The 21,947-nt window shown below is 71.9% G+C and carries 16 protein-coding genes and 1 tRNA gene; 10 read left to right on the plus strand and 7 right to left on the minus strand.

Annotation, left to right across the window (positions count from 1 at the left end):
• Both J2S41_RS38325 and J2S41_RS38330 read right to left on the minus strand, forming a co-directional pair.
• Complete coding sequence (locus J2S41_RS38325) at positions 1–1,095, minus strand: hypothetical protein (RefSeq protein WP_310375700.1); 1,095 nt, start codon at positions 1,093–1,095, stop codon at positions 1–3.
• A 211-nt stretch (positions 1,096–1,306) separates the two neighbouring features.
• Complete coding sequence (locus J2S41_RS38330) at positions 1,307–1,477, minus strand: DUF5679 domain-containing protein (protein ID WP_310375701.1); 171 nt, start codon at positions 1,475–1,477, stop codon at positions 1,307–1,309.
• Between the two features lie 445 nt (positions 1,478–1,922).
• Between J2S41_RS38330 and J2S41_RS38335 the strand changes: the two genes are divergently transcribed.
• The 3 genes from J2S41_RS38335 to J2S41_RS38345 all read left to right on the plus strand — a co-directional run bounded on the left by J2S41_RS38335 (position 1,923) and on the right by J2S41_RS38345 (position 5,812).
• The gene (locus tag J2S41_RS38335) at positions 1,923–2,453 is read left to right on the plus strand and encodes a M48 metallopeptidase family protein (protein WP_310375703.1); all 531 of its coding nucleotides are present in this window, start codon (positions 1,923–1,925) and stop codon (positions 2,451–2,453) included.
• A gap of 856 nt (positions 2,454–3,309) precedes the next feature.
• Positions 3,310–4,248 carry a type IV toxin-antitoxin system AbiEi family antitoxin gene (locus J2S41_RS38340; protein ID WP_310375704.1) on the plus strand — a complete coding sequence of 313 codons (939 nt, stop codon included), beginning with the start codon at positions 3,310–3,312 and terminating at the stop codon, positions 4,246–4,248.
• Positions 4,249–5,215: 967 nt separating this feature from the next.
• Positions 5,216–5,812 (plus strand): hypothetical protein, encoded by a 597-nt coding sequence (locus tag J2S41_RS38345; RefSeq protein WP_310375706.1) that lies wholly within the window; start codon positions 5,216–5,218, stop codon positions 5,810–5,812.
• 20 nt (positions 5,813–5,832) lie between these two features.
• Here the strand turns inward: J2S41_RS38345 and J2S41_RS38350 are convergent, their stop codons facing one another.
• A complete protein-coding gene (locus J2S41_RS38350) occupies positions 5,833–6,996 on the minus strand; it encodes a zinc-dependent metalloprotease (RefSeq protein ID WP_510183746.1) in 1,164 nt (387 codons plus the stop codon).
• A gap of 187 nt (positions 6,997–7,183) precedes the next feature.
• Here J2S41_RS38350 and J2S41_RS38355 point away from each other — a divergent pair, with 187 nt between their 5' ends.
• From J2S41_RS38355 to J2S41_RS38365, 3 genes are all read left to right on the plus strand, one after another.
• Positions 7,184–8,191 (plus strand): YlbL family protein, encoded by a 1,008-nt coding sequence (locus tag J2S41_RS38355; RefSeq protein WP_310375710.1) that lies wholly within the window; start codon positions 7,184–7,186, stop codon positions 8,189–8,191.
• A 187-nt stretch (positions 8,192–8,378) separates the two neighbouring features.
• Positions 8,379–11,366, plus strand: a complete 2,988-nt coding sequence (locus J2S41_RS38360) for a UPF0182 family membrane protein (protein WP_310375712.1) — start codon at positions 8,379–8,381, stop codon at positions 11,364–11,366.
• 86 nt (positions 11,367–11,452) lie between these two features.
• Positions 11,453–11,526: transfer RNA gene (locus J2S41_RS38365), tRNA-Met, on the plus strand.
• 402 nt (positions 11,527–11,928) lie between these two features.
• Here the strand turns inward: J2S41_RS38365 and J2S41_RS38370 are convergent.
• Positions 11,929–12,993 (minus strand): serine hydrolase domain-containing protein, encoded by a 1,065-nt coding sequence (locus J2S41_RS38370; RefSeq protein ID WP_310375714.1) that lies wholly within the window; start codon positions 12,991–12,993, stop codon positions 11,929–11,931.
• Between the two features lie 23 nt (positions 12,994–13,016).
• Positions 13,017–13,679, minus strand: coding sequence for a DUF4097 family beta strand repeat-containing protein (locus tag J2S41_RS38375; RefSeq protein WP_310375715.1), 663 nt, complete (start codon positions 13,677–13,679; stop codon positions 13,017–13,019).
• Positions 13,680–13,906: 227 nt separating this feature from the next.
• On the opposite strand from J2S41_RS38375, the gene J2S41_RS38380 reads away from it, so the two are divergent.
• Positions 13,907–14,647: a MarR family transcriptional regulator gene (locus J2S41_RS38380; RefSeq protein ID WP_310375717.1), complete on the plus strand. Its 741-nt coding sequence runs from the start codon at positions 13,907–13,909 to the stop codon at positions 14,645–14,647.
• Here J2S41_RS38380 and J2S41_RS38385 read toward each other — a convergent pair.
• Complete coding sequence (locus J2S41_RS38385) at positions 14,631–16,343, minus strand: ABC transporter ATP-binding protein (RefSeq protein ID WP_310375719.1); 1,713 nt, start codon at positions 16,341–16,343, stop codon at positions 14,631–14,633. The two genes, J2S41_RS38380 and J2S41_RS38385, sit on opposite strands and share 17 nt — an antisense overlap.
• Before the next feature lie 55 nt (positions 16,344–16,398).
• On the opposite strand from J2S41_RS38385, the gene J2S41_RS38390 reads away from it, so the two are divergent.
• From J2S41_RS38390 to J2S41_RS38400, 3 genes are all read left to right on the plus strand, one after another.
• A complete protein-coding gene (locus J2S41_RS38390) occupies positions 16,399–16,986 on the plus strand; it encodes a TetR/AcrR family transcriptional regulator (protein ID WP_310375721.1) in 588 nt (195 codons plus the stop codon).
• A gap of 270 nt (positions 16,987–17,256) precedes the next feature.
• Positions 17,257–18,762, plus strand: a complete 1,506-nt coding sequence (locus tag J2S41_RS38395; RefSeq protein ID WP_310375723.1) for an ATP-binding cassette domain-containing protein — start codon at positions 17,257–17,259, stop codon at positions 18,760–18,762.
• Positions 18,763–18,850: 88 nt separating this feature from the next.
• Positions 18,851–19,546: a M50 family metallopeptidase gene (locus J2S41_RS38400; protein WP_310375725.1), complete on the plus strand. Its 696-nt coding sequence runs from the start codon at positions 18,851–18,853 to the stop codon at positions 19,544–19,546.
• Between the two features lie 91 nt (positions 19,547–19,637).
• Here the strand turns inward: J2S41_RS38400 and J2S41_RS38405 are convergent, their stop codons facing one another.
• Entirely contained in the window at positions 19,638–21,929 is a 2,292-nt protein-coding gene (locus tag J2S41_RS38405) for a glycoside hydrolase family 3 N-terminal domain-containing protein (protein WP_310375727.1), read from the minus strand.
• Between the last annotated feature and the right edge of the window lie 18 nt (positions 21,930–21,947).

The raw sequence follows: 21,947 nt of genomic DNA on the forward strand, positions 1-21,947 counted from the left end.
TCATTGTGCCTGGGCTTTCGTGAACGTGTCGGGCTGGAAGCGTGGAGATCGGCGATGCCGCCGCCCGCAGTCGCACACCGGGTGCTGCGCCCAGCGGCGCCGCCGCATCCGGGACGGCCCGTCGATCTCGGTCGCCGCGCCGATCGTCTCCGGCGCGTCGCCGTCCAGGTACGCCAGCGTCTGCTCCGCCGCGTACGCCGCCGCGGCCAGCACGGTGGCGGCGCCGCCGGTCGGGCCCTCGCGGCCCGGGCGCGGCACCAGCTGCGCCGCGAGCGCGGGCCAGGCCGGATCGCGGTCGCGCCGGTGCAGTTCGAGGCAGCGCAGGCAGGGCACGCCCGCGCTCGGGACCAGCGGGCCGACCACCATCGTGCCGTCGCGCGCGGCGACCAGCAGGTGTGCCTGCCGGCGCTGGGCGAACCCGGCCGCCAGCACGGGCGCGGGCCGGTCCAGCCCGAGCTGGACGACGAGCGCGGCCCGGCCGCGCGGCACCGGGCCGGTCCGCACGTCCGGTGCGACGCGGGTGATCGCGGCCGTCACCGCGCGTGCCCGTGCGGGCGGCGGGTCGCCGGTCGCGACCGCGCCGCCGGCCGTGTCGGACGGCAGCACCGGACCGGACAGCGCGGCATGAATCCGGCCCACGCCGGCCTGGGCGAGCGCGACCGCGATCGGCCCGGCGGCCGGACCGGGCCCGGTGATCGTGACGTCCGCCGCGTATCGCCGGCGCAGCACCTGGGCCGGGTTGTCCACAGGCGGGGCGTCACCCAGCGCGATCGCGGTGGCCTCGCCGGACAGCCGCGCGCGGACCTCGCCGGGCAGCCGGGCGGGGAGGAAGTGGTGCGCGCCGAGCAGCAGGCCGGCATCGAGGAGCTCGCGGAGCAGGCCGCGGGCCTCCGCCTCGGAGAGGCCGAGCCGGTCGGCGTGCCGCAGGATGGTGCCCTCCGACCTGGTGCCGTCGACCAGGTCGAGCAGCTCGCCGACGGTGCCGGCGGCCGGCCGGAGCACGACGCCGCGCCGGGCGTCCGTGCCGAGCTGGAACGTCTGCGGATCGCGCCACAGCCGGGTGAGGCCGGGGATCAGCATCGGGCGATAGACCATGGGTCACACCGTGTCACCCGGGACGGGTCGTCCCACCGGGTTATCCACAGGCCCGCACTGCTGTGCACCGTGTTATCCACAGAACTCGGCGGGTTATCCACAGGCTGTGTGTGTCCCCGTACTTACTCAACGTGGCGGAGTCGTCGCTGGTGACGGCCTCGGCCGGAAAAGCCGAGGGGCGGCCGGAGCCGCCCCTGCCAAGCGTCGCGGATCAGGCCTTGTTGGCCTTGCCGAGGATGCGGTTCATGGTCGTACCGCAGACCGGGCACTTGCCCTTGGCCATGTTCATCCCCGTCTTGGAGACCTCCACGGAGCCCTCGAAGTCCCGCTTCTCCTTGCACTTAACGCAGTACCCGTTGTAAGTCTGGGTCTTGGTGGCCACGGTGCCCCTCCTCAGTTTCGGTGACCGGCTTGCCGCACCCCGGTGTCTCCGGCGCGGCGACCTCGTTCGGCGCCGGCTGTTCGATGTGACCGCCGCCGGCGGGTCGCGGTCCTCGCGGACCCCTACCCAGCCGGGGCCGATTCCATGTCCGGTGCGTACGCCGAGGTGGAGTCTGCCCGTCGTATTGCCCGGTTTTGGGCAGGTTCGCGCGGACACGCCGGAGAAGCTTTGCCGGCCGTCCACCTCGGTGATCAAAAGAGTCCACCCCCGATGCTCAACCGTCCGAACCGCCGGGTAGTCTCGCCGTGGCACCAAATTTTTTTCGGACTCCATGCCCTAAAGAGGACTTTTTGGGCGCGGCTCACCCGGATGGCTCTTGCGAACACCTGGTGACTAGGGATTAGCGTGCCGATGTGAACGGAACCCGGGGCTCCGCGGGCCGGTAATGGCTGCTACGCGGAAGCCGGTCGTCGAGGTGCGGCGCAGTCAGCGTCGTCGCCGGACGGTGTCCGCCTATCGGGACGGCGAACGCGTGGTCGTCCTCATCCCCGACCAGTTCTCCCGCGCCGAGGAGACCGAGTGGGTCGACAAGATGCTCGCCCGCCTCGCCGCCCGTGAGGAACGCCTCCTCCGCACCGACGCCGAGCTCCTCGCCCGCGCCCGCCGCCTGATCGCCCGCTACCTCGACGATCACCGCGCCCTGGTTCTCCCCGACAGCGTCCGCTGGGTCACCAACCAGAACGGCCGCTGGGGCTCCTGCACCCCCGCCGACCGGACCATCCGCATCTCCCACCGCATCCAGGAGATGCCCGAGTGGGTCATCGACTACGTCCTCCTCCACGAACTCGTCCACCTCGTCGTCCCCAGCCACAACGCCCGCTTCTGGGACCTGGTCGGCCGCTACCCCCGCACCGAACGCGCCCGCGGCTACCTGGAGGGCATCTCCGCCGCCACCGGCATGGTCCTCGACGACTGAACCCCTCCCTTCCCCGATACCCCGTCCCGGCGGCTCACCTCCCGCATGCTCCCGCGGGCACCGGTCGTCGCTGGCGCTCCTCCCTGCACGCGCCGTGGCCGCAAGCCCTCGCCCTTCCCGCGAAGCCCTCGTCTTTCCCGCGAGGCTCTCGTCTTTCCCGCGAGGCTCTCGTCTTTCCCGCGAGGCTCTCGTCTTTCCCGCGAGGCTCTCGTCTTTCCCGCGAGGCTCTCGTCTTTCCCGCGAGGCTCTCGTCTTTCCCGCGAGGCTCTCGTCTTTCCCGCGAGGCTCTCGTCTTTCCCGCGAAGCTCTCGTCTTTCCCGCGAAGCCCTCGCCTTTCCGCGCGGGCGATGCGGTGTTTCCCGTGGGCGGCCGGATTCTGGCGTTGCCTGAACGGTGGCGGCGCCTGGCGCGATCGGGATTCGGCGCTGCGGCGGTGGCGACGTCCGCGCTCGCCTGTCGTGGGCGGGAAAGCCGGCGGCGAACGGAGCCGGTGATGCCGAGGGATTGCCAACGATGGGGAATCGCCTCGGCCGTTGCCGTCGCGTCCGTTCTGGCGATCGTCTCGGCGGTCGCCATCGGGTCCGCTCCGCCATGGCGGGCACTCCGTGCCCGAAATTTCGTGTTATTGCGTTCGGCAGGGGAATTAGTGCATCCGCAGGATTGCGAACCTGCGCCACCTTGCGCATGGGTCGAGGCCGTGGGTGTTGGCGGGATGTGTGGATGGCCTGAATGGTGTTGATAACTCGATCATAACCTGTAGCTATGTGAGCCTCAGGCACGTTATTCGGGCGGAATTACGTGCCTGAGGCTCACATAGTGAGGTGGATCGAGAAAGGATACGTGAAGTGTCATACGGGTGCGGCAGGATGTCGGCGTGGCTCGATTGGCTTCAGTGCCCATGCAGCTCCGGATCAGGCCGTTTCGTGGCGATCGCGCGGTCTCCGGCGGGCTGATAACGCGGCGGCAGTTGCAGTCGGCGGCGTGGCGTCGGCTCTTTCCCCAGGTTTATGTGGAGGATGCGGCATTCGTACCCGACGATCATCGGTTGTGGTGTGAGGCCGCGGCATTGCTGTTGCCGCCGGGTGCGGCGATCAGTGGAGACAGTGCCGCGTTTCTCTGGGGCGCGGCCTCGCCGCGGTGGAACGCGCCGGTCACCGTGACAGTGCCGCGATCGCGGAGGCTGGAGTCGGGACCGCGGCTCTCGGTCACGTGCCGCACGCTTCCCGCGGAGGACGTCGCGGAGTTCGGGGGCCTGCCGGTGACGACTCCCCTGCGCACCGCGTTCGATCTCGGGCGGCAGTCCGACCGGCGGCGTGCGATCGTGGCGCTGGACGCGTTCCTGCACCACCGAATGGTGGAGGCGGGGAAACTGGAGGCGTTCGCACGGGGGCGTGCCCGGTGGCCCGGCAACCGGCGTCTCCTGGAGCGGCTGGCCGAGGCGGAACCGCTGACGGAGTCGCCGATGGAGACGCTGCTGCGACTGCTGATCACCGATGCCGGGCTGCCGCGGCCGTTCGCCCAGGTCGAGGTCACGACGGACGGCGGCCGCTGGCTGGCCCGCGTCGATCTCGCCTACCCCGACCTGCGGATCGCCATCGAGTACGAGGGCGATCATCACCGCGAGCGGGACACCTTCCGGCGCGACATCACCCGCAAGCGGACCCTCGAAGCAGCCGGCTGGCTGGTGCTCCGTTTCACGGCCGACGACGTCCTTCGCCGACCAGCCGACACGGTCGCGATGATCGCCGAAACGCTCCACCGGCGCGAAGCCCGGCAACCATCCGCCTCGCCCTGACCGATTCGACGCCTTCGCCCGATGTGGTGCCGGCGATCATCCGCCTGACCCGGCTGCTGCCCCCGGATCGAGATCACCTCGGATATCCGGCCGCAACCAGCGGACGCGGTTGCGGTGATGGCCGGGACGCTCCGCCGGTGCGAAGGGCGGCAACCGTCGACCGGAGTTGGCTGTGGCGGTTGGCGCTTCGCCGGTGTGGTGGGTGGTGATTGACCGTATGGGCCGGTGACTGGCCTCGGGTCGAGATGGCCTCTGACGTCGGGCGGCACCCGGCGGACGCGGTTGCGGTGATGGCCGGGACGCTCCGCCGGTGCGAAGGCCGGCAACCGTCGACCGGAGTTGGCTGTGGCGGTTGGCGCTTCGCCGGTGTGGTGGGTGGTGATTGACCGTATGGGCCGGTGACTGCCTCGGGTCGAGATGGCCTCTGACGTCGGGCGACGCCCGGCGGACGCGGTTGCGGTGGTCGCCGGGACGCCCCGCCGGGTGCGGAGGTCGGCAATGATCAACGGGATCTGGCTGTGGCGGTCGGTGCTTCGCCGGGTGAGGGCTGTCCGTCTAGGCCGGTGGCTGGCCCCGGTTGAGATCCCTCTGACGTCGGGCGGCGGCCAGCGGACGCGGTCGCCGGGACACTCCGCCGATGCGGCGGCCAGCGGACGCGGTTGCGGTGATGGCCGGGACGCTCCGCCCGGCGTGTAGGCCGCAACCGTCGACCGGAGTTGGCTGTGGCGGTTGGCGCTTCGCCGGGTGTGGTGGGTGGCGGTTGTTCGTCTGCGGGCCGGTGGTCGGCTTCGGGTTGAGGTGGCTTCCGGCGGTGGGCGGGGGAGCGGCGGACGCGGTTGTGGTGATGGCCGGGGTGCTGCGCCGGTGTGGACGCAGGCAACCGGAGACCGGAGTCGGGTGGGTGGGCAAGGCCTTCGCCGGGGGTTGTCGGCGGGAGTGTGGGGGAGGGGCGGGATAGCGTGAGGGGATGACGCGGCGGGTGGTGGTGGCGGTGTTGGTGCCGGTGAGGTGGGCGCCGCCGGGGGTGGAGATCGGACGGTGGCGGGCGGCGCTGGCGGAGGATGTGGTGGATCTGCTGCGGGGGCTGGCGCAGGTGGATGCGGCGATCGCGGTGACGGGGGAGGATGCCGGGCTGGCGGAGGCGATCAGCTGGCCGGGGATGCCGGTCTACCGGGTCGGGAGCCTGCGGGCGGGGGAGATCTTCGCGGAGGCGGCGGCGGACGGGTATCAGCAGGCGGCGCTGGTGGCGGGGGATGCGCCGAATCTGCCGGGGCTGACCGTGGGGAAGTTGCTGCGGCCGCTCACCACCAGGCCGCTGGCGGTCGCGCGGGCGGACGGGGGGCCGGGGCTGGTCGGGGTGGCGGCGGCGCTGCCCGTACCGTCGTGGCTGCCGGATTTTGATCTTGATGAGGGGGATCCGGGGGCGTTGCGCCGGGCGGCGGAGCGGCCGGAGCACGTGGGATCGGCGCCGGAGTGGCGAAGGCTGCGCACGCCGGACGACCTGCACGCGCTCGATCCCGCCGTGGAGGGCTGGGACGTGACCCGGGCCCTCCTCGGCGGCTGACGAACCGGCTGGACGAGGACTCAGTCGTCCGAGGCGGGGGGCAGGTCGTCCAGCTCGGCGATGTCGAAGTCGAGCTGGGAGCGGGCGAAGACCTCGGGGTGCGCGAAGTCGTCGTCGGTGGGGAGCAGGTCGGGGTGGCTCCAGACGGAGTCGCGGCCGGCGACGCCGCGGTGCTCGGTCAGCGCGGCCCACAGTGCGTTGGCCTCGCGCAGGCGGCGCGGGCGCAGCTCCAGGCCGACCAGGGCGGCGAACGTCTGCTCGGCCGGGCCGCCGGCGGCGCGGCGGCGGCGGAAGGCCTCGCCCAGACGCACCACGTTGGGCAGGCGGTCGGCGACGGCGGAGTCGACCACGTGGCAGACCCAGCCCTCGACCAGCGCGAGCGCGGTCTCCAGGCGGTTGAGCGTGGCCTGCTGCTGCGGCGTGTCCTCGGGGCTGAAGATGCCCTCCAGCGCCATCACCTGCATCGACTCGGGGTTGCCCGGGTCGATGCGGCCCATCGCCTCCTCGATCGCCTCGCGGTTGACCGTGATGCCGGCCGCGTACGACTCGACGGCGCCGAGCACGTGCGCGCGCAGCCACGGGACGTGCTCGAAGAGGCGCTGGTGGGCGGCCTCGCGCAGCGCCACGTACAGCCGGACCTCGTCCTCGGGGAGCTCCAGGCCCTTGCCGTACTGCGCGATGTTCGCCGGGACGAGCGCGGCCATGCCGGCGGGGCCGAGCGGGAGGCCGATGTCGCCGGCGGAGAGCACCTCGGCGGCGAGCGAGCCGAGCGCCTGGCCGAGTTGGCCGCCGAAGAGCGCGCCACCGAGCGTGGCGACCATCGACTGCATCGGGCCGAGCTGGGCGCGCGCCTCCTCCGGCACCAGGTCGCCCATGGCGGAGACCATCCGCCCGGCGACCGGGTCGCACAGCTTCTTCCAGACGTCGAGCGTCCGGTTCACCCACTCCGTCCGGTTCCACGCGACGGAGGAGCGGATGCCGGAGGGCAGCGCGGAGGCGGGCTCCAGCCAGAGGTCGGCGAGGCGCAGCGCCTCCGAGACCGAGTTCCGCTCGTACGGCGAGACGGACGGGTCCCCGTTCGCGGCGAGCTGGCTCAGCGCCACCTGCTTGGCGAGATCCCAGTTCACCGGGCCGCTGCCCGGCGACGCGAGGAGCTGTTGCAGCTGCGCCATGAACTGCCGCATCTGCTGCGGGTCGTTGGGGTCGGGCGGCTGCGCGCCCGGCAGGGCGAAACCGAACGGGATGTCAGGCACGTGTCAACGGTACGCGCGCGGAGCCGGTTCGTGCCGGTCCCGGCCTTGCGCTCATAGCGAATCGGTAGCGGATACACAGGAAACGACCAGCCGCCCCGCTGTGGGTACGCTCAGCGGCATGAAACGTCGCGGCTTCACGGTTCTCGTCGGTGCGCTCATCACATTCGTGCTGACCATGGCCGCCGTGTACGCCCCGATCCCGTACGTGATCCTCAAGCCCGGCCCGACCGTCGACACGCTCGGCAAGGAGAAGGACGCGGACGTCATCCAGATCTCCGGCACCGAGACCTCCACCTCCGCGGGCCAGCTCCGCCTCACCACGGTCGGCGTGCAGCCCGAGCCGAACCTGGTGAGCGCGATCCTGGGCTGGTTCGACGGCACCGAGGCGGTCGTGCCGCGCGAGCTGATCTACCCGCCGGACGAGACCGAGGAGCAGGTCGACCAGCGCAACGCGGAGGAGTTCCAGGCGTCGCAGACCACCGCGGAGACGGCCGCGCTGCGCGAGCTCGGGCTGCCGATCCTGGTCGCCGTGGCGAAGGTGTCGGACGACGGCCCGTCCGTGGGCAAGCTGCAGGCCGGCGACGTGATCAGCGGGGTGGACGGCGAGACGGTCGACTCCGCGCCGCGGCTGACCGAGCTGGTCCGGGCGAAGCCGGCCGGGACGCTGCGCACGCTCGACGTCACGCGCGCCGGGCAGAAGCTGGCCGTGCAGATCACCACGCAGGAGATGGACGGCCAGCCGCGCATCGGGGTGGAGATCGAGGAGAAGCCGCCGTTCCAGCTCGAGATCAAGCTCGACGAGATCGGCGGCCCCAGCGCCGGGCTGATGTTCACGCTGGGCATCATCGACAAGCTCAAGCCGGAGGATCTGACGGGCGGAAAGATCGTCGCGGGTACGGGCACGATCGACGCGGACGGCAAGGTGGGCGAGATCGGTGGCATCCCGCAGAAGCTGGTCGGCGCGAAGCGGGCCGGTGCCGAGCTGTTCCTCGTCCCCGCGGGCAACTGCGAGGAGGCCAAGCGGAACGCGGTGGACGGCCTGCCCATGTACCGAGTGGCCACGCTCGATGACGCGCTGTCCGCGCTGGAAGCCGTGCGCGCCGGCCGTACCCCGGAGCTTTGCTGAGTTTTTCCTGTAAGACCGGCATTTGTGAGACCAGAACGTGAGCGAGGCGCGTGACGACTCCTGTGACCACAGGCCGTAGTCTTGTCCTTGTTCTACAGACAACTCCGGCCGGAAGGCACCGGCTGGCGCAGGACCTATAGCGGGCGGAGAGCCAACCGTGGTAGTGCGTAACAGTCCCCTACCGAGGATGAGCCGGCGTGGCCGCGCGACCATCGGCGTCCTGATCGGGGTGTTCGTCCTGTTCACCCTGCTCGGCTGGGGCGTCGATGCCTGGACCGACTGGTTGTGGTTCGACGAGGTCGCGTTCACGCAGGTCTTCACCGGCAAGCTGATCACCCAGCTGCTGCTCTTCCTGTCCGTCGGCGCGGCCATGGCCGTGATCGTCGGCGGCAACCTGTACCTGGCGTTCCGGCTGCGCCCGATGCTGCGGCCACCGTCCGCCGAGCAGGCCACGCTGGAGCGGTACCGGATGGTGCTGACGCCGCGGGTCGGCACCTGGATCGCGGTGCTGTCCGTCATCGTCGGCCTGTTCGCCGGGCTCTCCGCGCAGAGCCGCTGGCAGGACTGGCTGCTGTTCCGCAACAAGCAGCCGTTCGGCGTGACGGACCCGCAGTTCGGCGTGGACGTCGGCTTCTACGTCTTCGAGTACCCGTTCTACCGCTACGTGCTCGGCGTCGCCTTCACGGCCGTGGTGCTGTCCGTGATCGGCGCGCTGGCCGTGCACTACATCTTCGGCGGCGTGCGGCTGCAGGGCATCGGCGACCGGATGACCGCCGCCGCCCGCGCCCACCTGACCTCGCTGGTCGCGCTGTTCGTGCTGCTCAAGGCAGTGGCGTACGTGCTGGACCGGCGCGCGCTGCTGCTCAACCACAACAGCGGCACGGACCTCTACGGCGCGGGGTACGCGGACATCAACGCGCTGCTGCCGGCCAAGGAGATCCTGGCGTACATCTCCGTGGTGGTCGCCATCGCGATCATCGTGTTCTCCAACGCGGTCATGCGGAACCTCACCTGGCCCGGCGTCTCGCTGGCGCTGCTCGGCATCTCCGCGGTCGCGATCGGCGGCATCTACCCGTGGGCGGTGCAGACCTTCGAGGTCAACCCGAGCATCCGGGACAAGGAGGCCGAGTACATACGGCACAGCATCAACGCCACCCGGGACGCGTTCGGCATCGCCGCCAGCGACGTGCAGGCGTTCGGCGCGAGCAATCTGACCCCGCCGGCCGAACTGTCCACCGACCCGGACGTCGTACCGAACATCCGGCTCCTCGACCCGCAGCTCGTCTCCGAGACGTACACGCAGCTCCAGCAGGTCCGTGGCTTCTACGACTTCGGCCAGAAGCTGGACATCGACCGGTACCAGGTCGACGGCAAGAGCCAGGACTACGTGGTCGGCGTCCGTGAGATCAACTACGGCGAGCTGACCGACCAGCAGAACAACTGGATCAACCGGCACACCGTCTACACCCACGGGTACGGGCTGGTGGCCGCGCCGGCGAACCGGGTGGTCTGCAACGGCCAGCCGTACTTCGTCTCCGGCTTCCTCAACGACGCGCAGCCGGACCCGGCGCAGGCCGAGCAGCAGGCCGAGTGCAACTCCAGCGAGGAGCTGATCAAGGTCGAGCAGCCGCGGGTCTACTACGGCGAGCAGACCCGCGACGAGGCCAACGACTACGCGATCGTCGGCGCGGGCGCGGAGGGCCGGCCCGTCGAGTTCGACCGCCCCGGCGCGAACAACAGCGACACGTACTACACGTACACCGGGTCCGGCGGCATCCCGATCGGCTCGCTCACCCGCCGACTGCTCTACGCGGTCAAGAACGCCGAGACGAACTTCCTGCTCTCCGACGCGGTCAACGAGAACTCCCGGCTGATGTACGTGCGCGACCCCCGCTCCCGGGTGGAGAAGGTCGCGCCGTTCCTGACCATCGACGGCGACCCGTACCCGTCCGTGGTGGACGGCAAGATCGTCTGGATTCTGGACGGCTACACGACGTCGGCGACGTACCCGTACTCGCAGCGGATCAACCTGCAGACCGAGACCGAGGACGCCACCACCGGCGTCGGCGCGTTCGCGCTGGCCGGCCAGGACGTCAACTACATGCGCAACTCGGTCAAGGCGACCGTCGACGCGTACGACGGCACGGTCACGCTCTACGAGTTCGACACGCAGGACCCGGTGCTCAAGGCGTGGAACCAGGCGTTCGGCGGCGACCTCGTCAAGCCGAAGTCGGAGATCCCGGCCGCGCTCGCCGAGCACCTGCGCTACCCGGTCGACCTGTTCAAGGTGCAGCGCAACCTGCTCTCCCGGTTCCACGTGACCGACCCGGGCGGCTACTTCACCGGTGACGACTTCTGGGCGGTGCCGAACACGCCCGGCCAGTCCGAGTCGCCGTCCAAGCAGCCGCCGTACTACCTGAACACGCAGCTCGGCACGCAGACCGACACGACGTTCCAGCTCACGGCCGCGCTCAGCCCGGCCAAACGGCAGAACCTCGCCTCGATCATGTCCGGCTGGTACGACGCACAGGGCAACCCGCAGCTGCAGGTGCTGGAGTTACCCGACTCCACACCCGTGCTCGGCCCGGAACAGGTCTTCCAGCGGATGACCACCGAAGGCGACGCGCGAACCGCGATCAGCCAGCTCACCGCGGACGGCGCGGCCCGGATCGACTACGGCAACCTGCTGTCGCTGCCGTTCGGCAACGGCATCCTCTACGTCGAGCCGATCTACGTGCAGAGCAACGACGAGAGCGCATACCCGCTGATGCAGCGCGTCCTGCTCTCCTACGGTGACGGCAAATACGTGGTGCTCGCCAACAACATCAGCGAGGGCATCAACACGCTGGTCGACCGCGCCAGACGCGGCCAAACCTCGGCGCCCTCCACACCCGAGCAACCCGGCGGCACCCCGTCCACACCGCCACCGTCCGGCTCCGCCACGCCCACCGCGCCGGCCAGCCCCACGCCGACCGTGACCGGGGCACCGCCACCCGGCAACGTCACGCTCGACCAGGCCGCCCAGCGCGTCCAGGCCGCGATCACGGAGGTGCGGGAGGCGCAGAAGTCCGGCAACTTCGACCGGTACGGCAAGGCGCTGACCGAACTCGACGAGGCCATGAAGCAGTGGGACGCGGCCCAGCGGTCCGCCACCTCACCCAGCCCACAAGGCTGACCCGTCAGTTCCACGACCCCCGGCGGCCACCGCCGGGGGTCGTTTTGCAGGCGGCGGAGTCGCTGAGGTAGTGTTCTAGAAGCCGACGCGGGGTGGAGCAGCTCGGTAGCTCGCTGGGCTCATAACCCAGAGGTCGCAGGTTCAAATCCTGTCCCCGCTACGAGGGTCGAGGGGCGCCTGTTCACGGAAAGCGTGAACCGGTGCCCCTCTTTGCATTCTGCTCCGGGGCCGAGCCCCGGAAACCCCGCGGACGGTGGGTGCGTTTGCGTGGGGCGGTTGCGGGCGCTGGGTGGTGGGCGTCGTGAAACCCCGCGGACGGTGGGTGCGTTGCGTGGGGCGGTTTCGGGCGCTGGGTGGTGGGCGTCGTGAAACCCCGCGGACGGTGGGTGCGTTGCGTGGGGCGGTTGCGGGCGCTGGGTGGGTGGGCGGCGTGCTGCTGGTCATGGGGGGCGTATCACCGACCCCGCGCGCCGACGGCCAGCAGACCCGCCCCCAGGTACGCAGAAGACACCAACGGCGAGGGTCCCCGGGCCGCGTGAAAGGCGGGCCGGGGAGCCGTGGGTCAGTCGAAGATGGTGCGGATCAGGGTGTTGAGGGCGGTGGGGAAGATCTCTGCCGGGTTGATGGGGGCGTCGCCCATGGTGATGCCGGCGGTCATGGTCGTGGTGGCGTCGGGGGTGCTGTACATGAGGGCGCCGTAGCCGCCGGGGGCGCCGCCGTTGTGGTGGTGGACGGTGCGGTGGCCGAGGTCCTGGACGAAGATGCCGAGGCCGTAGCCGAGCGGGCCGGTGGGGGTGAGCATCTCGGCCAGCAGCTGGGCGGGGAGCAGGTCGCCGCGGTGCAGGGCGGTGAAGAACGTCTGCAGGTCCCGGGTGGTCGAGATCATGCCGCCGGCGGCGGGGAGCATGGAGAGGTTCTGGCGGGACACGTCGGTGACGGTCCAGTCGTCGCCGTCCTGGTAGCGGTAGTAGCCGTGCGCGTACGGATCGGGCAGGTCCGTGATCTCGCCGGCCAGGACGGTGTCGCGGAGGCCGAGCGGGCGCAGGATGCGGCGGGCCAGCTGGTTGCCGTACGTGTCGCCGGTCAGCCGCTCGATCAGCAGCGCGGCCACGGTGTAGTTGGTGTTCGAGTAGCTCCAGTCCGTGCCCGGCGCGAACCGCGCCGGCTTGGACAGTGCCAGTGCCACCAGCTCCTCGGGCCGGTAGGACCGCAGGCGGGTCTCCACCCACTCGCGGCCGGTGGCGGGGATGCCGGGGACGAACGTGCCGTCGGCGTAGTACTCGCCGGTGTAGTTGAACAGGCCGCTGGTGTGCTGGAGCAGCATCCGCGCGGTGATGCGGCCGTCCAGGTCGAGGGTCGGCAGATGGCCGGCGATCGGCGCGTCCAGGTCGATCAGGCCCTCGGCGCACAGGTGCAGGACGGCCGTGGCGGTGAAGGTCTTGACGACGCTGCCGGCCCAGAAGTGGCCGTCGATCGGCGGCGGGCCGGGCTCGCCGAGCGCGCGGACACCGGCGCTGCCGGCCCACTCGCCCCGCTCGTCGCGGACGCGCAGGTGCAGCCCGGCGAAGCCGGCGTCGACGAACGTCTCGACGGCCCGCTGCAGGTCCGGCCGGTCACGGTAGGTCATGTCGGTGCTCCTTGTCGGGGTGGTCACAGGCCGCGGGCGGTGATGTCGCCGTACGCGGTGGTGGCGTGGATGGCGAGCGCGGCGCCGGCGCCGCGGGTGTTGCGGAGCGAGTTGTGCACGCGGCCGTGGCCGGTGCCGGCGTCGAGGGAGGCGTCGCGGGCGGAGCCGATGGAGATGTCGCCGTGCTCGGTGCGGAGCGTGACGGTGCCGGTGACGGCCTCGGCGACGCGCAGGTCACCCCGCCGGGTGGTGATCGCCGCGGGCCCGCCGAGCCGGCCGACCGTGACGTCGCCGGCCTGCACGGACAGCCGCGCGCCCGCGGTCTCGTCGAGCGTGACCGTGCCGTGCGCGCCGTCGAACACGACGTCGCCGAGCCGGCCCACGCCGCGGAATTCGGCGCTGGCCGTCGTCGCCTCGACCCGGGAGCCGGCGGGCAGCCGCACCGTCACCTCGACGGAGCCGGTGGCGCCGAGCAGCCCGGCCGGCTTCGGCGCCGCGATCCGCAGGACGCCGTCGTCGTAGGCGACCTCGACGCGCTGCGCGGCCGTGACGTCGCGGGCCCGGGCGGCGTCCGCCGGCCGGACCTCGACGGTGGTGTCGGCGCGGTCGGCGGCGATCAGGCTGATCCGTCCGGCGGGAATGTCCAGGACGGCGGAGACGGGCGCGGGGGTGGCGTACGTGTGCATCGTGAGGCTCCTTCGATCAGCTCTTTCCGACACCGGAAACGCTACGTTGCTTTTCGATCCAAGGAAACACGTTCTTTGCGCTGTTTGGGACTAGCAGCAGCTCAGCGGCCATTAATCATTGCAATGGCCGCAGCAGCTAATGCAACGTACCCACCGGGGGTGTTGCAATGGAAGGGTAGTGAACGCTATGGTGGCGGCTCACGGCGGGACGCGAGGAGGAGGTGGCGATGCCGGGAGGCAGGCTCACCCCGCAGGAACGGCAGCAGATCGCGCTCGGACTGGCCGACGGCCTCGCCTACGCGGAGATCGCCCGGCGCCTCGACCGTCCGACGTCGACCGTCACCCGGGAGGTCATGCGCAACGGCGGGCCCACGGCGTACCGTGCGGATCTGGCTCATCACGCCACCGAGCGGCGCGCCCGGCGCCGGCGGACGGCCGCGGCCGGACCGGCCGGCGCGCCGCCGCAGCCGCACGGGCGCGACGCCGAGGCCGTGCGGGAGTACGAGGAGACGTTCGCCGCGGTCTTCATGCAGTCGGGGCTGCCCCGGATGACCGCCCGGACGCTCGCGGCGCTCTACACCGCGGACACCGGCAGCCTCACCGCGTCCGAGCTGGCCGCGCGGCTGCGGGTCAGCGCGGCGTCGGTCTCCAAGGCGGTCGCGCTGCTCGCCGGGCAGGGTCTCATCCGGCGGGAACGCGACGAGCGGCGCCGCGAGCGCTACGTGGTCGACGACGAACTGCTCTACCAGTCGACGATGGCCAGCGCCCGGTCCACCGCCCACCTCGGCGAGATCGCCCGGCAGGGCGTGAGCGTGCTCGGCGCGGGCACGCCGGCCGCCGCCCGGCTGGAGAACATCGCCCGCTTCGTCGACTTCGTCTCCGAGGGCATCGCCCGCGCCGCGAACCAGGCCCGCGAGATCCTGCGCAGCGGGCCCGGCCCGGACGGCGAGGTCACCGCGCCGGAGTGAGCGGACGCGGGGTGGCGATGCGCAGCGCCTCGACCAGGCGGCGGTAGAGGTCGTCGGTCTCCAGCAGCTGCGCGTGCGTGCCCTGGGCGCGCACCCGACCCGCCTCCAGCACCACGATCCGGTCCGCGTCGAGCACGGTGGAGAGGCGGTGCGCGATGGTGACGACCGCGCCGGTGCGGGACTGGGCGCGCACGCACTCCTGGAGCGCCTGTTCGGTGAGCGCGTCCAGTTGCGCGGTGGCCTCGTCGAGCAGCAGGACCTCGGGGGTACGGATGACGGCGCGGGCCAGTGCGACGCGCTGACGTTCGCCGCCGGAGAGCTCGGTGGCGGAGAGCGGCGTGTCCAGGCCCTGCGGGAGCGCGGCGACCCGCTCGGTGAGCCGGACCGCGGCCAGCGCGGCGGCCAGTTCCTCGTCGGTGGCGTCCGGGTGGGTGAAACGCAGGTTGTCCCGGATGGTGCCGGGAACCAGCGGCGTCTCCTGCTCGACGTACGCGAAGCGCGACCTGACCTGGTGCGATCCGTAGGGCACGCCGTCCAGCAGCAGGGTGCCGGAGGTGGGCTCGACGAAGCGCAGGACCAGCGAGAACAGCGTGGTCTTGCCGGCGCCGGACGGGCCCACCACCGCGGTGTGGCCCAGGCGAGGGATGGTCAGGTCGATCTCGTGCACGGCGTCCGGGCCGTCCGGCGCGTACCGGGCGGTGACCCGGCGCAGCTCCAGCACCGCGTCCGGCCGGGCGGAGTCCGGCGGCGGGCCGGTGAAGTCCTCGGTGGGCAACTCGTCGATCGTGCGCAGCCGGGCCGCGGCGGCCATCCCGGCCTGGAGCGTGGTCAGGTTCTGGGTGATCTCGGTGGCCGGGCCCATCAGCTGGAAGAGATACAGCAGGAACGCGATCAGGCTGGACACCTCCAGCAGGCCCAGCTCCACCCGCCAGGCGCCGAGGCCGAGGATCACGATGATCGCGAGCTGGATGCCGGTCCAGGAGACGGTCCACACCTTGGCCGCCTGGTGCGCGGCGTGCAGGCCGTGCCGGAACGCCTCCGAGGCGGCCGCCACGATCCGGCCGGACTGGCGCTCCTCCGCGCGGCTGGCCTTGACCGTCCGGATCGCGCGGATGCTGCCCTCCAGCGTGCCGCCCAGTTCGCCGATCGAGGCCTGCGCGGCCTCCTGCGCGCGGCCGATCGACGGCAGCAGCGTCACCATCACGGCGCCGACCAGCAGCACGGCCAGGAGCGTGCTGCCCAGCAGCACCGGGTCGAGCACGGCCATCAGCACCAGCGTGGCCAGGAAGCCGAGCACGTTCGTGACCAGGCTGACCACGCTGGCGGCCGCGTCGTGCAGCAGCGCCGGGTCGGAGGTGGCGCGGGTGACCAGCTCTCCGGTCGGGCGGCCGGTGAGCGCGCCGACCCGGGCCGCGAAGTAGCGGCGGACCACGGAGACGCGCGCCTCGTAGACGATCCGCTCGGCCAGTGTGGCCATCATCATCCACTGCCGGAACGAGATCACGGTGCCGACCACGACCAGGCCCACCAGCACCGCGACCGGGCGGCCCGGGAAACCGCCGTCGCCGAGCGAGTCGATGATCTCCTTGGCGGCCAGCGGCGTGGCGAGCCCGGCCGCGCTTCCGAGCAGACCCAGGACCAGACCGATCAGGAGGGTACGGCGGTGCGGGCGCAGATACCCGATTAAGACAGTCATGTATCAGAGTGGAACACTCATGTTCCGTTCTGGTCAAGGAGTATCCTCAAGCGTCATGACCGTCGACGTACCGAACAGCGGCAGCCGTGCGCGTACCCGCCGGGCGATCCTGGACGCCGCGATCGCGGCGCTCGGCCGGAACCCGGCCGCCTCGCTCGCCGAGATCGCCACCGCCGCCGGCGTCGGCCGCACCACGCTGCACCGCTACTTCGCGGACCGCTCCGACCTGCTCGCGGCCGTGAACACCGAGGGCATCGCGCGGATCGACCGCGCCGTGCGGCTGGCCCGCCTCCCCGAGGGCACCGGCGGCGACGCGATCGCGCGGCTGGCCCGGGAGTACTTCGACCTCGGCGACCTGCTCTCCCTGCTGTTCGCGGACCCGCAACTGGTCGGCGACCCGACCTGGGAGGGTGGCGCCGACGCCTGCGACCCCCGGCTGGAGGAGGTCGTCACGCGCGGCCACCGCGACGGCACCATCGACCCGGAGCTGCCCCCCGGCTGGGTGCAGAGTCTCATCTGGTCCCAGCTCTACGCCGGCTGGGGCTACACCGCCGCCGGCGCCTCCCGCCACGACGCCCTGCGCCTCGTCCTGCGCACCCTGACCGGTGCGCTGGCCCCACGCCCGGACCGCGAGGTCCGGTGACGGCCGTGCGGAAAATGCCGCGAGCGGATTCGTGGGCCCGGCTACCCTGAGCCGCATGCCATACGTGCTCTACCTGTGAGACGGCCGACGGCCTGAGGCGCGGTGCGCCCGGTCGATCGTCGTCCACATAAGCCTCGTCGAGCGTCGCCCGCGGGTCGTGCGGGTGCGGCGCTCCGTGCTGGGAGAGCAATGTTCATCAATTCGATTGTCAGTGCTGCGCGCGATCGTGCGCAGCTGACCGCCATCGACATTCATATCGCGCGCGGCGGCGTGACCGTGCTGCGCGGTGCGGGGCTGAGCGTCACGCCCGGATCGCGCTGGGGGATCGTCGGCGAGAACGGGCGTGGCAAGTCCACGCTGCTGGCGGTGCTCGCCGGGAGACTCGAACCCGACGCGGGCACGGTGCGCCGCGCCGGCACGCTCGGGCTGGCGGAACAGGAACTGGCCGTCGCCGGTGACGCCACGGTGGGCGACGTCATCGACGCGGAGCTGACGGATGCCAGGGCGGCGCTGCGTGCGCTGGACGACGCGGCGGAGGCGCTGGCCGCGGGCGCGCCGGGCGCGGACCGGGCGTACGCGGACGCGCTGCACCGGGCCGAGACGCTGGAGGCCTGGGACGCCGACCACCGGGTGGACGCGGCGCTGGCCGCGCTCGGCGCGGAACTCCAGCGGGCACGTCCGCTGGCCGAGCTGTCCGTGGGCGGGCGGTACCGGGTCCGGCTGGCCTGCCTGCTGGGCGCGGAGCACGACTTCCTGCTGCTGGACGAGCCCACCAACCATCTCGACGACGAGGGGCTGACCTACCTGACCGGGAAGCTGGCCACCACCCGGGCCGGCGTGGTGCTGGTCAGCCACGACCGGGCGCTGCTGGCCACGGTGGCCACCTCGATCGTCGACCTGGACCCGAGCCGGGACGACCGGCCGCGCGTCTACGGCGACGGGTATGCCGGATACCTCGCCGGGCGGGCGGCCGAGCGGGAGCGGTGGGAGGAGGAGTACGAGCGGCAGCGCGCGGAGCACGCCCGGCTGGCGGCGAACCTGGCCGGCGCGCGCGACCGCCTGATCGACAACTGGCGGCCGGACAAGGGCACGGACAAGCACAAGCGCGCGACCCGGGCGTCGTCCCAGGTCCGCACGTTCCACCGGCGGCAGGACGAACTGGCCGCGCACGCGGTCACCATGCCGGAGCCGCCGCTGCGGCTGAATCTGCCGGAGCTGCCGCGGAACGCCGCGGCCGCGCTGGACGGCGTGACGGTGGCCGGCCGTCTCCGCCGGCCGGTCATGCTGACGGTCGGGCCGTCCGGGCGGCTGCACGTGGACGGCCGCAACGGCGCCGGCAAGTCCACGCTGCTTGCGGTGCTCGCGGGCCGGCTGCGGCCGACCACCGGCACCCGGCGCGTCGCGGGGAGCCAGCGGATCGGATACCTCACGCAGGAGTCGCCGGAGCCGGGCGCCACGACCGCGCGCCGGCTCTTCGCGGCGGCCGGCGGCACGGTCGAGCTGGAGTCGCTCGGCCTGCTCGACCGCCGGGAACTGGACCGGCCGGTGCGCGAGCTGTCCACCGGGCGGCGCAGGCGGCTGGACCTGGCGCTGGTGCTGGCCCGGCGCCCGCACCTGCTGCTGCTCGACGAGCCGACCAACCACCTGTCGATCGCGCTGGTCGACGAGCTGACCGCGGCGCTCGGCGCGACGCGGGCGGCGGTGGTGCTGGCCACGCACGACCGGGCGCTGCGCGCCGACGTGGCCGACTGGCCGAGGCTCACCGTGGAGCGGTGAAGGCCGCTACGTCAAGCGATTGTCCGGTGACGGATAGCATCCTTGCTGGGGATGGTGATCAATATTGAGCCGCGGATAACTTGTCCGCATGCCCGCGCTTCTGGAGATCGCCGCGGTCGCGCCTGATTCGGGAGTCAACAAGGTGGCGTGGGCCGGCGCGCTGCTGGCCTGGCTCCTGGCCGTGCCGGCGTACGTCGTCTTCGGGCTGATCGACACGATCGCGCACGAGGGCGGCCACGCGCTGCTGGCCAAGCTGCTGTTCCAGCGGGTGCGGGCGATCCGGCTGTTCCCGGACGGCGGCGGCGCGACGTACTTCGACGACGACATGCCATGGGCGGTGGACGTGGCGGTCAAGTTCATCGGGTACGTCGCGCCGTCGCTGTTCGGCCTGGCCGCCGCGTGGCTGCTGGCCCGCGACCTGGTCGACGTCACGCTCTGGGCCAGCCTCGGCTTCCTCTTCGTCATGCTGTTCGCGGTGCGCGGGCTGCTCGGCTGGCTGGTCGTACCGTCGCTGATGGTGGTGATCTGTTATGTCGCGCTGGCGGTGGAGCCGCCGATGCGCGAGCTGTTCGCGCACGTGTGGGCCTGGTTCCTGCTGATCGCGGCCGTCGAGACCATGCTGATCTTCCTGCGCGCCCGCGGTTACCACCACAACGCCTCGGACGCGGGCGCGCTACGCCGCCTGACCAGCCTGTCCGGCGAGTTCTGGGCGGTGCTGATGCTGATCGGCACGACCGCGGCGCTGATCTACGGCGGCGTGATGATGCTCCGCGCCGCCACCTGAAAGATCACGATCAAGGGCATCCGAGGGTACGGCCGGCGACTGCCACCTCCCGCACGGGAGTCACCGGACGCCGGCCGTACCCTCGGCGGACTCACCGCACGGTGAGCGTGGCCGACGACTCGCCGGCCGAGATCACGTACCGTCCGGGCGCTACGCGCGGGTCCTGGGTGGAGAGCATGTCGCCGGGCGTGACCGCGAGCCGGGACGCCGGGAAGTTGAGCGTCACCGTCCTCGTCTCGCCCGCGGCCAGCGCCACCTTGGTGAACGCCACCAGCCGCTTCGGCGGCGCCAGCGGGTTCGCCACCGGCTGGCCGGCGTAGACCGGGACCACCAGGTCACCGGCCCGGCCGCCGGTGTTCGACACCGTGACCGTGACGCGCACGTTGTCCTTGGGCCGCACCGTGCCGGACGCCAGCGCGACGCCACCCGTGGTGAACGACGTGTACGACAGGCCCGCGCCGAACGGGTACGCCGGCGTGTAACCGGAGTTCACGCCGGCGTTCGTGCCCGGTAGCTGCTGGTAGTACAGCGGCTGGTTGCCGACCACGGCCGGCCAGGACACCGGCAGCCGGCCGCTCGGGTTCGCCCGGCCGTAGAGCACGTCCGCGATCGCGTTGCCGCCCTCGCTGCCCGGCTGCCACGCCGCGATCAGCGCGTCCGACTCGCCGGCCGGCCCGAGCACCAGCGGCCGGTCCGACACGACCACCACGACCACCGGCGTGCCGGTCGCCTCCAGCCGCGCGACCAGCTCCTGCTGGTCCGGCGCGAGCACCGGGTTCGGCATGTCAGCCTCGCCCTCGGCCGCGGCGCGGTTGCCGACCGCGACCACCACCGCGTCCGCGTCCTCGGCCTGCGCGACCGCGTCGTCCGGACTGGACGTGCCCACCACGGTGGTGCCGGCCGGCGCGGTGTCACGCAGGCCCTGCAGGATCGTGGTGCCCGGGATGGTGACGCCGTCCGGCACCCCCTGCCAGCCGATCGTCCAGCCGCCGACCTGGTCGCGCAGGTTGTCCGCGTTCGGCCCGGCCACCACGATCTTCCGGGTGTCCGGCCCGAACGGCAGCGTGCCGTCCGTGTTGCGCAGCAGCACCAGCGACTCGGTGGCGGTCTGCCGGTTGAGCGGCCGGTTCGCCTGGATCACGGCCGCGTCCGCGGCGGCCGGGTCCACGTACGGCCGGTCGAAGAGGCCGAGCTGGAACTTGAGCGTCAGAATCCGGCCGACCGCCTGGTCCAGCCGCCGCTTGGAGATCAGATTCTGGTTCACCGCGTCCAGCGCGGCCTGGTGGAAGCCGCGGTCGTCCGGCGGGACCATCGCCATGTCCACGCCCGCGTTGACCGCGGCCGCGACCGCGCCCGCGTACGAGTCCGTGATGTGGTATGCGGTGTGCAGCAGCCGGACGTCGTTCCAGTCGCTGATCGTCACGCCCTTGAAGCCCCACTCGTCGCGCAGCAGGTCGGTGAGCAGCCAGCGCGAGCCGGTGGCCGGGATGCCGTTGACCGCGCCGGAGTTGACCATCACGGTCAGCGCGCCGGCGTCCACCGCGGCCTTGTACGGCGGCAGGATCGTGTCCTGGAGGTAGCGCGGGGACAGGTCGGCCGGCGCGCGGTCGTGCCCGTTGAACGGCTCCGAGTAGCCGGCGAAGTGCTTGACCGTGGCCGCGACCGGGCGGCCGGAGGCCCGGTTCTGCAGGCCGGTGACCGCGCCCGCCGCGAGCGTGCCGGCCAGCACCGGATCCTCCGCGTACGTCTCGTAGTAGCGACCCCAGCGCTGGTCCCGGGCCAGGTCCGCGACCGGCGAGAAGTTCCAGGTGGTGCCGGTGGCCGCGACCGCGCGCTGGGTGGCCTCCGCGGTGCGCTGGTTCAGTGTGGTGTTCCAGGTGGCGCCGAGCCCGATCTGGTGCGGGAAGACGTCCGTGCCGAGCACGTTGTTGTGCCCGTGCACCGCGTCCACGCCGTAGACGATCGGGATGCGCAGGCGGGAGTGCTCGATCGCGTACCGCTGGATGGTGTTGACCATCTCGGCCCAGGCCCGGGGCGTGTTGACGGCCGGCGCCGCGCCCCCGCCGGAGAGGACCGACCCGGCGTGCTGGTCGGCGAGGACCTCCCGCATGCAGGTCTCGTTGAGCGCGCCGCCGCTCCAGTTGCAGTCGCCCTGCATGCGGTTGACCGCGATCTGCTGGAGCTGGCCGACCTTCTCCTCCACCGTCATCCGGCGGAGCAGGTCGGCCACCCGGGACGGAACGGACGCCTTCGGGTCGAGGTAGCGCTCTCCGACCGCGCCGGCGGGCGTGGCGGTGAGCGTGAGAATCAGGACGCCGACGACGGCGGGTGCCAGCAGCCGACGCCGGGTCGAGGAACGAACGAGCAGGGAACGGAGTCGCATGAATCCTCCCGTGCAAGG

This window comes from Catenuloplanes atrovinosus, assembly GCF_031458235.1.
Classification (GTDB): domain Bacteria; phylum Actinomycetota; class Actinomycetes; order Mycobacteriales; family Micromonosporaceae; genus Catenuloplanes; species Catenuloplanes atrovinosus.

Excerpts from the sequence above, each read along its gene's own strand:
- J2S41_RS38325 (WP_310375700.1), bottom strand. The coding sequence starts at position 1,095 with ATGGTCTATCGCCCGATGCTGATCCCCGGCCTCACCCGGCTGTGGCGC.
- J2S41_RS38335 (WP_310375703.1), top strand. The coding sequence starts at position 1,923 with ATGGCTGCTACGCGGAAGCCGGTCGTCGAGGTGCGGCGCAGTCAGCGT.
- J2S41_RS38345 (WP_310375706.1), top strand. The coding sequence starts at position 5,216 with ATGACGCGGCGGGTGGTGGTGGCGGTGTTGGTGCCGGTGAGGTGGGCG.
- J2S41_RS38350 (WP_510183746.1), bottom strand. The coding sequence starts at position 6,996 with ATGCGGCAGTTCATGGCGCAGCTGCAACAGCTCCTCGCGTCGCCGGGC.
- J2S41_RS38355 (WP_310375710.1), top strand. The coding sequence starts at position 7,184 with ATGAAACGTCGCGGCTTCACGGTTCTCGTCGGTGCGCTCATCACATTC.
- J2S41_RS38360 (WP_310375712.1), top strand. The coding sequence starts at position 8,379 with ATGAGCCGGCGTGGCCGCGCGACCATCGGCGTCCTGATCGGGGTGTTC.
- J2S41_RS38370 (WP_310375714.1), bottom strand. The coding sequence starts at position 12,993 with ATGACCTACCGTGACCGGCCGGACCTGCAGCGGGCCGTCGAGACGTTC.
- J2S41_RS38375 (WP_310375715.1), bottom strand. The coding sequence starts at position 13,679 with ATGCACACGTACGCCACCCCCGCGCCCGTCTCCGCCGTCCTGGACATT.
- J2S41_RS38380 (WP_310375717.1), top strand. The coding sequence starts at position 13,907 with ATGCCGGGAGGCAGGCTCACCCCGCAGGAACGGCAGCAGATCGCGCTC.
- J2S41_RS38385 (WP_310375719.1), bottom strand. The coding sequence starts at position 16,343 with ATGACTGTCTTAATCGGGTATCTGCGCCCGCACCGCCGTACCCTCCTG.
- J2S41_RS38390 (WP_310375721.1), top strand. The coding sequence starts at position 16,399 with ATGACCGTCGACGTACCGAACAGCGGCAGCCGTGCGCGTACCCGCCGG.
- J2S41_RS38400 (WP_310375725.1), top strand. The coding sequence starts at position 18,851 with ATGCCCGCGCTTCTGGAGATCGCCGCGGTCGCGCCTGATTCGGGAGTC.
- J2S41_RS38405 (WP_310375727.1), bottom strand. The coding sequence starts at position 21,929 with ATGCGACTCCGTTCCCTGCTCGTTCGTTCCTCGACCCGGCGTCGGCTG.